Origin of the sequence: Streptomyces nanshensis, from assembly GCF_001751255.1 — a bacterium.
GTDB classification, from domain to species: Bacteria; Actinomycetota; Actinomycetes; order Streptomycetales; family Streptomycetaceae; genus Streptomyces; species Streptomyces nanshensis_A.
The window spans coordinates 14348-21502 of sequence record NZ_LJGW01000052.1 but is presented as its reverse complement, the minus strand read 5'-3'; the positions used below and the strand labels follow the sequence as shown (position 1 = coordinate 21502).

Sequence of the window (7155 nt, the reverse complement as noted above, 5' to 3'; positions counted from 1 at the left end):
CCGGAACCGCCGTCGCCGTTGTCGCCATTGCCGCTGCCGTTACCGCTGTCGCCGTCCGCCGAGCCGCCGGAGCCGTCGGTGCCGCCCGCGTCGCGGCCCGGCTGCGTACCCGGGCCCTGCGTACCCGCGCCACTGCGGCGCGGCTGCCAGGGCTGGTCCGGCTGCCCCTCCGGCGGTGCCGCGAAGGGGTTCTCCTCGCGCGAGGCGTCCTCGGAAGGGGCCGCACGGCGGCGGCGTCGGTCGGTCATGTGGAGTGTGTCTTCCCCTTGCCCTGTCTGCTCTGCTTGCTCTGTTCTTCGTCTGTTCTTCGTCTGCTCTGTGCCTGCTCTGTGCCCTCTCGCGCGCTGCCGCGCTCGGCCCGCGCACCGGTCGCCCGGCACTCATGACGCTACCTGGCACTCCGGCCCCCGTCCCGAGGGGGCCGTGTGAGGGGCCGGTATCGTTGCCGACGGTCGGACGCTTCGTAGAGTTCCCCGGAATTCTCCGCTCCAAGAGTTCGTACGACCGCACAATCCGCTGCTCCCCTCCGCCGGCGCCCCGCGGCCCCGGCGGAACCCCGTGAGAGAGAGCTTCGCGTGGCTGCGCACCAGAGCCCGAGTCAGGGTTTCAGCCCCCGATCCCGCAACGGCCCGGCCCGTCTCGTCGTCCTCGTCTCCGGCTCCGGTACGAATCTCCAGGCCCTGCTCGACGCCGTCGACGCCCACGGTGCGCAGGCGTACGGGGCACGTGTCGTCGCCGTCGGAGCGGACCGCTCCGGAACCGAGGGCCTGGCCAGGGCCGAGCGGGCGGGGATTCCCACCTTCGTGTGCAGGCTGCGCGACCACGCCACGCGTGCCGAGTGGGACGCGGCGCTGACCGCCGCCACCGAGGCGTACGACCCGGACCTCGTCGTCTCCGCGGGCTTCATGAAGATCGTGGGCGAGCGGTTCCTCGCCCGCTTCGGAGGCCGGGTGGTCAACACCCACCCCGCGCTCCTCCCCAGTTTTCCCGGCACCCACGGCGTCCGTGACGCGCTCGCGTACGGGGCCAAGGTGACCGGGTGCACCGTCCACTTCGTCGACGACGGTGTCGACACGGGACCGATCATCGCGCAGGGCGTGGTGGAGGTCCTGGACGAGGACGAAGCCGACGCCGGCGCCGCTCTGCACGAGCGGATCAAGGAAGTCGAGCGGCGGCTGCTCGTCGATGTCGTGGGACGTCTGGCCCGCGACGGCTATCGCATCGAGGGACGAAAGGTACGGCCGCAGGATGGGTGAGCGTGGCATGAGCCAGGACGGACGGCACGACGAGGGCAGCGCCCGCGAGGCGGACGCGGAGTCGAAGCGGACGCTCCGCAGGGCGCTGGTCAGCGTCTACGACAAGACCGGCCTGGACGAACTGGCCCGTGGCCTGCACGCGGCCGGCGTCCAGCTCGTCTCGACGGGCTCGACGGCGAAGCGGATCGCGGCCGCCGGCGTCCCGGTGACCGCCGTCGAGGAGTTGACGGGCTTCCCCGAGTGCCTCGACGGACGCGTCAAGACGCTGCACCCGCGGGTGCACGCGGGCATCCTCGCGGACCGCCGACTGGCCGCGCACCGCGAGCAGTTGGACGAGCTGGGCGTGGAGCCCTTCGACCTCGTCGTCGTCAACCTCTACCCCTTCCGGGAGACCGTCGCCTCGGGCGCGACGCCCGACGAGTGCGTCGAGCAGATCGACATCGGCGGCCCCTCGATGGTGCGCGCGGCGGCCAAGAACCACCCGTCGGTCGCGGTCGTCGTCGACCCGCGGCGCTACGCCGACGTGCTCGCGGCGGCGGACGGCGGAGGCTTCACGTTCGACGAGCGCAAGCGGCTCGCGGGCGAGGCGTTCCAGCACACGGCCGCCTACGACGTGGCCGTGGCGGGCTGGTTCGCCGACGGCTACGCACCGGACGACGCGGCCGCCGCGAGCCCGCTGCCCTCCTTCGCCGGCACGGCCCTCACCCGCCGCGACGTCCTGCGCTACGGCGAGAACCCGCACCAGCCCGCCGCCCTCTACACCGACGGCAGCGGTACGGGCCTGCCCGCCGCGGAGCAGCTCCACGGCAAGGAGATGTCGTACAACAACTACGTCGACACCGAGGCCGCGCGCCGCGCCGCGTACGAGCACGGCGACCGGCCCTGCGTCGCGATCGTCAAGCACGCCAACCCCTGTGGCATCGCGGTCGGTTCGGACGTCGCCGAGGCGCACCGCAAGGCCCACGCGTGCGACTCCCTGTCGGCCTTCGGTGGCGTCATCGCCGTCAACCGGCCGGTGTCCGCGGCGATGGCCGAGCAGGTCGCGGAGATCTTCACCGAGGTGATCGTCGCCCCGGCGTACGAGGACGGCGCCGTCGAGGTGCTCTCGCGGAAGAAGAACATCCGGGTGCTGCGCTGTGCCGAACAGCCCGCCGCCGCCCTGGAGTTCAGGCCCGTCGAGGGCGGCGCGCTGCTCCAGGCCAAGGACCGCCTCCAGGCACCGGGCGACGACCCCGCCCACTGGACGCTCGCGACGGGCGAGGCGCTCCCGCCGTCCGAGCTGGAGGAGCTGGCCTTCGCCTGGCGCGCCTGCCGTGCCGTGAAGTCGAACGCGATCCTGCTCGCCAAGGACGGCGCCACGGTCGGCGTCGGCATGGGCCAGGTCAACCGCGTGGACGCGGCGAAGCTCGCGGTGCAGCGCGCGGGCGAGGAGCGCGCGGCGGGGTCGTTCGCGGCGTCCGACGCCTTCTTCCCGTTCCCCGACGGGCTGGAGGTGCTGACGGGCGCGGGCGTCAAGGCCGTGGCGCAGCCCGGGGGTTCGGTGCGCGACGAGGCGGTGGCGGAGGCCGCGCGGGCCGCCGGCGTCACGATGTACCTCACCGGCACACGGCACTTCTTCCACTGAGGGGGGCGCCGGGAAGCCGGCGGGCGGGCGGCGCCTGACGGGCCGCTTCCCGTACGACATACTCGTTTGTCATGAAGGACGACTCGACGCCAGGACAGGGCGGATTCGGGCCGGCGGAGCCGATGCCCCCGCAGAACGGCGGGGCCGCGTACGGCTATCCCGGTCCGCAGGGGGGTTACGGCTACCCACCGGGACCCGCGCCCGGTGGGGCCTACGGCCAGGACGGGGGATACGCGCAGCCGCTGGTCAGCATCGGGGACATCACGGTGACGGCCGACGGGATCGTCACGCCCGCGGGCAAGTTGCCGCTGAGCGGCGCCACATGGACGGTCACGGACATGACCCGGACCGAGGAGAAGATACCCACGCACGCCATCGTGCTCGCGGTGGTCTTCTTCGTCTTCTGCTTCCTGGGGCTGCTCTTCCTGCTGATGAAGGAGCGCACGACGGCGGGCCATGTACAGGTGGCCGTGAACAGCGGGGGCAGGTTCCACTCGACGATGATCCCGGTGCACGATCCGCTGGCCGTGCACCACATCATGCAGCAGGTCAACTACGCCCGTACGGTGTGCGCCTGAGCGCCGGCGCCCCGTCGCGGTCCCGTACGTACCCCGCACGTTCGGCACACCCGGTACCCCGTTCCCGGCACAGCGCGAGGGCCGTGCGCCGCGATTCCTCGCGGCCGCCACGGCCCTCGTCGGGAGAGTGCTGCGTGCGGTGCTGCGTGCGACTCGGCGCTGTCCGCGCCGGGCGCGCGCAGGCGACTCAGCGCGTCGTCTGCGTCGCCAACCGCCTCAGTAGCGCGCGCGGTTGAACCACTGCGCGCCGTCCTGCTTCGCCATGAAGACGATGATCAGGACGCCCAGCGCGAGCGGGATGATGCCCACGATGACGATCAGGCCGAACAGTCCGCCGAGCGCCATGAGCGAGCCGTAGACGATGCAGCATATGCGGATCGCGTTGCCGCCCTTGGTGAACTGCGAGGCCAGGAAGATCGCGGCCGCGCTGAAGATCAGCCCGAGCACGGCGCCAGCGATGATGACGCCGGTCCCGATGCTGGCGAACTCGGCGTCGCCCACGGTGTCGCTGAACGTCGCGGCCTGCACGAAGTTGTAGATGGCCCCGATGATGCCCAGACCGCCCATGATGAACAGGATGATCCGGACGGCGTTGACCGTGCCCGGCATCGTCTGCGGGGCGTTCGGGTAGGTGAAGCCGGGCTGCTGCGGGTAGCCGCCCTGGACCGGCTGCTGGAACCCGCCCTGCTGCGGGTAGCCGTAGCCGGGCTGACCGCCCTGCGGCTGCTGCGGGTAGCCGTACGCCTGCTGGGGCGGCGGCTGCGCGTAGGGGTTGTTCGGGTCCTGGCCGGGCGGTGGTGGGTAGCTCACGAGTGTCTTCCTCCGAGCGTTCGACAGGGGACGGAATGGGCCGAAGGTCTCGGGGGAACGACAGTTCCGCCCCCGCAGGTGCCGTGAGTGGACTGCGTGAGGTGTGCTGCGTGCACGTTGTGCCTCCCCCGATGGTGCGGCTCCGGCCGTCGGCCCTTCTCTTCGTACGGGCGCGGTGCCACACGGTCATGTTCGTCGCCCGACGGTGACGATGTCCAGCCGGACCCCGCGAATGTGGCGAATCCGAAACGCGGCGCCCCAACCCCCGCCATACGGGCAGGTGTTCCGCGGGGGCGGGCGGTGCGGCGGGCGGTGCGGCAGGCGGTGCGCGGAGGGTGCCGTGCGGTGCCGCGCCCGCGGGCGTCCGGCGCGTGCCGTCCTGCGGACCGATACGGATTTCGGCCCCGCACCCGTATCCGCGAAGATGGACGCATGACGGCCCAGATTCTCGATGGCAAGGCCACGGCAGCAGCGATCAAGTCCGGTCTCAAGGAGCGCGTCGAGGCCCTGCGCGCACACGGCGTCACACCCGGCCTCGGCACCCTGCTCGTGGGCGAGGACGTCGGCAGCCGCAAGTACGTCGCCGGCAAGCACCGCGACAGCGAACAGATCGGCGTCACCTCGATCCGGCGCGAGCTGCCCGCCACCGCGACACAGGCGGAGATCGAGGCCGCCGTACGGGAGCTGAACGAGGACCCCGCCTGCACCGGCTACATCGTCCAGCTCCCGCTGCCCCGCGGCATCGACACCAACCGCGTCCTCTCCCTGATGGACCCGGACAAGGACGCCGACGGGCTGCACCCCACCAACCTCGGCCGTCTGGTGCTGAACGAGCCCGGCCCGCTGCCGTGCACACCGCGCGGCATCATCACGCTGCTGCGCGAGCACGACGTCGAGCTGAACGGGGCGCACGTGGTCGTCGTCGGCCGCGGCATCACCGTCGGCCGCCCGCTGCCGCTGATGCTGACGCGGCGCAGCGAGAACTCGACGGTGACGCAGTGCCACACCGGTACGCGCGATCTGCCCGCCCTGCTGCGGCAGGCGGACGTGATCGTGGCCGCGGCCGGAGTGCCGCATCTGATCAAGCCCGAGGACGTGGCGCCGGGTTCGGCCGTCCTGGACGTCGGCGTCAGCCGCGACGAGCACGGCAAGATCGTCGGCGACGTCCACCCCGGAGTCGCCGAGGTCGCGGCGTGGATCTCGCCGAACCCGGGCGGCGTCGGCCCCATGACCCGCGCACAGCTCCTCGTCAACGTCGTCGAGGCGGCCGAGCGCGCCGTGGGGGAGTGAGCGACGTGGGAGCGGGAGGGACCTCGCGCCGCTTCCCGGCGGTGACGCGTGACACGGCACGTCCCGAGGGCGGCCGTCGGGCGATGGGCGCCGGGCACGCGGCGCCGTACCGGCAGTGGCCGCTGCTGGCGGTCTGCGGCGGAGTGCTGGTCGGACTGCTGGTCACGGTCGCCGAGTTCCGCACCGGGACGCTGATCATCGGGCTGTCGCTGCTGGCCGGCGCCGTGATGCGGCGGCTGATGCCGTCCGTGGGGATGCTGGCCGTGCGCTCGCCGTTCACGGACATGGTGACGTACGGGGTGCTCGGGCTGTCGATCGTGATGCTGGCGATGATGGCCCAGCCGGACCCCTGGGTGAAGATCCCCGTCCTGGAGAAGATCGTGCACTTCGTCGTCGGCAGATGAGGCCGGCGGACGGCGCCGCGGGACTCCGCGCCGGGTGACCGTACCGGGTGACCGCGCCGGGCAGACCGCACCGGCCCGACTGCCGCCGTCAGACGACCGGTTCGGCGGACGGCGGCGCATCCCGGAGCCGTCGTCCGCGGGCGACCGCGAGGTGCCGGCGCGGCGTCCGCGTCCGGTTCGGGCGGGCTGATCCGCCCATGTCCCCCCGCCCGTTGCGCATACCCCTGCACACCCTGTGACGTGTGCGTACGGCCCGCGCCCCCGTGGGGAAGTACGGCCCGCAGCCCTGGATGCAGTGACGGTGCGGGGTGGCAGACTAGGTGACGATCTGGCGCGGGAAATGTCGACGAACTCGGGGGGACAGGGGGAGGCACATGCCTCGGTGGAGGCCGCTACCGGAGGAACTGGACCCACAGATCCGGGAGTTCACCAGCCAGTTGCGACGGCTGGTCGACCGCAGCGGAATGAGCGTCGCGACCATCGCGGACCGTACGGGCTACAGCAAGTCGTCCTGGGAGAAGTACCTGGGCGGACGGCTGCTGCCGCCCCGCGGCGCGACGCACGCGCTCGGCGATGTGACGGGCACCGACATCCGTCACCTCGAGACGATGTGGGAGCTGGCCGAACGGGCATGGAGCCGCGAGGAGATGCGGCACGACGTGACGATGGAGGCCATCCGCGTCGCGCAGGCACGCGAGGCGCTGGGGGAGTTCTGGAACGACGAGCCCGCCAAGGGCCGCAAGTGGGGGCGTAACAAGGACAGGTCCAAGTCCCGCGACAAGAACCGGAACAAGGAGGCGGGCGCGGACGCGGGAGCCGGCACGGCTGCCGAAACGGACGGCCACGCCGGAAACTTGGAGGAGCTGCCGGTCCCGAGCGGTGCCGCGAGCGGCGCGGAGGGCCCCAAGGAAGAGGAGTGGAAGGAGCGCACCGGGGAGCACGCCATCGTCGGCCCCGACGGTCTGCCCGCCCAGTCCTCCTTCGACTTCTTCGAGCCGCCCTCCACCTCCACGATCACGATCGGACGGGTACGGGAGAGCGACGCGGACAGCTCCGCNCTCCGCCGCTCCCGCGGAGACCGGCCGCCCGCCCGCGGACGACGAGACGGCGGTGCTGCGCCCGCGTCCGCTTCCCGGCCAGGGCGGCGGCGCCGGACGCACGGACGCACCGGGCCGTACGGGAGGCGGCGCGGG

General features: G+C 72.4%; 7 protein-coding genes and 1 pseudogene. 6 read left to right on the top strand and 2 right to left on the bottom strand.

The window, feature by feature from the left end; translation table 11 throughout:
* A pseudogene (locus tag AN218_RS02830) lies at positions 1–248 on the bottom strand (hypothetical protein); the annotation flags it as partial.
* Positions 249–575: 327 nt separating this feature from the next.
* On the opposite strand from AN218_RS02830, the gene purN reads away from it, so the two are divergent.
* The 3 genes from purN to AN218_RS02815 all read left to right on the top strand — a co-directional run bounded on the left by purN (position 576) and on the right by AN218_RS02815 (position 3458).
* Entirely contained in the window at positions 576–1256 is a 681-nt protein-coding gene (gene purN / locus AN218_RS02825) for a phosphoribosylglycinamide formyltransferase (protein ID WP_070014988.1), read from the top strand.
* 7 nt (positions 1257–1263) lie between these two features.
* On the top strand, positions 1264–2880 hold the full coding sequence (gene purH, locus AN218_RS02820; protein WP_070014985.1) for a bifunctional phosphoribosylaminoimidazolecarboxamide formyltransferase/IMP cyclohydrolase: 1617 nt from the start codon (positions 1264–1266) through the stop codon (positions 2878–2880).
* A gap of 71 nt (positions 2881–2951) precedes the next feature.
* Positions 2952–3458, top strand: a complete 507-nt coding sequence (locus tag AN218_RS02815; protein WP_070014984.1) for a hypothetical protein — start codon at positions 2952–2954, stop codon at positions 3456–3458.
* A gap of 216 nt (positions 3459–3674) precedes the next feature.
* On the opposite strand, the gene AN218_RS02810 is transcribed toward AN218_RS02815, so the two are convergent.
* Positions 3675–4268 carry a hypothetical protein gene (locus AN218_RS02810; RefSeq protein ID WP_070014982.1) on the bottom strand — a complete coding sequence of 198 codons (594 nt, stop codon included), beginning with the start codon at positions 4266–4268 and terminating at the stop codon, positions 3675–3677.
* 432 nt (positions 4269–4700) lie between these two features.
* On the opposite strand from AN218_RS02810, the gene AN218_RS02805 reads away from it, so the two are divergent.
* The 3 genes from AN218_RS02805 to AN218_RS37780 form a co-directional block, all read left to right on the top strand.
* Complete coding sequence (locus AN218_RS02805) at positions 4701–5558, top strand: bifunctional methylenetetrahydrofolate dehydrogenase/methenyltetrahydrofolate cyclohydrolase (RefSeq protein WP_070014980.1); 858 nt, start codon at positions 4701–4703, stop codon at positions 5556–5558.
* Entirely contained in the window at positions 5555–5962 is a 408-nt protein-coding gene (locus AN218_RS02800) for a DUF3017 domain-containing protein (RefSeq protein WP_070014978.1), read from the top strand. The genes AN218_RS02805 and AN218_RS02800 overlap by 4 nt, the downstream gene beginning before the upstream one ends.
* 374 nt (positions 5963–6336) lie before the next feature.
* A partial coding sequence (locus tag AN218_RS37780; protein WP_244900223.1) for a helix-turn-helix domain-containing protein occupies positions 6337–7155 on the top strand: 819 nt, incomplete at its 3' end.

Coding starts and splice junctions, on each gene's coding strand:
- purH (WP_070014985.1), top strand. CDS start 1,264: ATGAGCCAGGACGGACGGCACGACGAGGGCAGCGCCCGCGAGGCGGAC.
- AN218_RS02815 (WP_070014984.1), top strand. CDS start 2,952: ATGAAGGACGACTCGACGCCAGGACAGGGCGGATTCGGGCCGGCGGAG.
- AN218_RS02805 (WP_070014980.1), top strand. CDS start 4,701: ATGACGGCCCAGATTCTCGATGGCAAGGCCACGGCAGCAGCGATCAAG.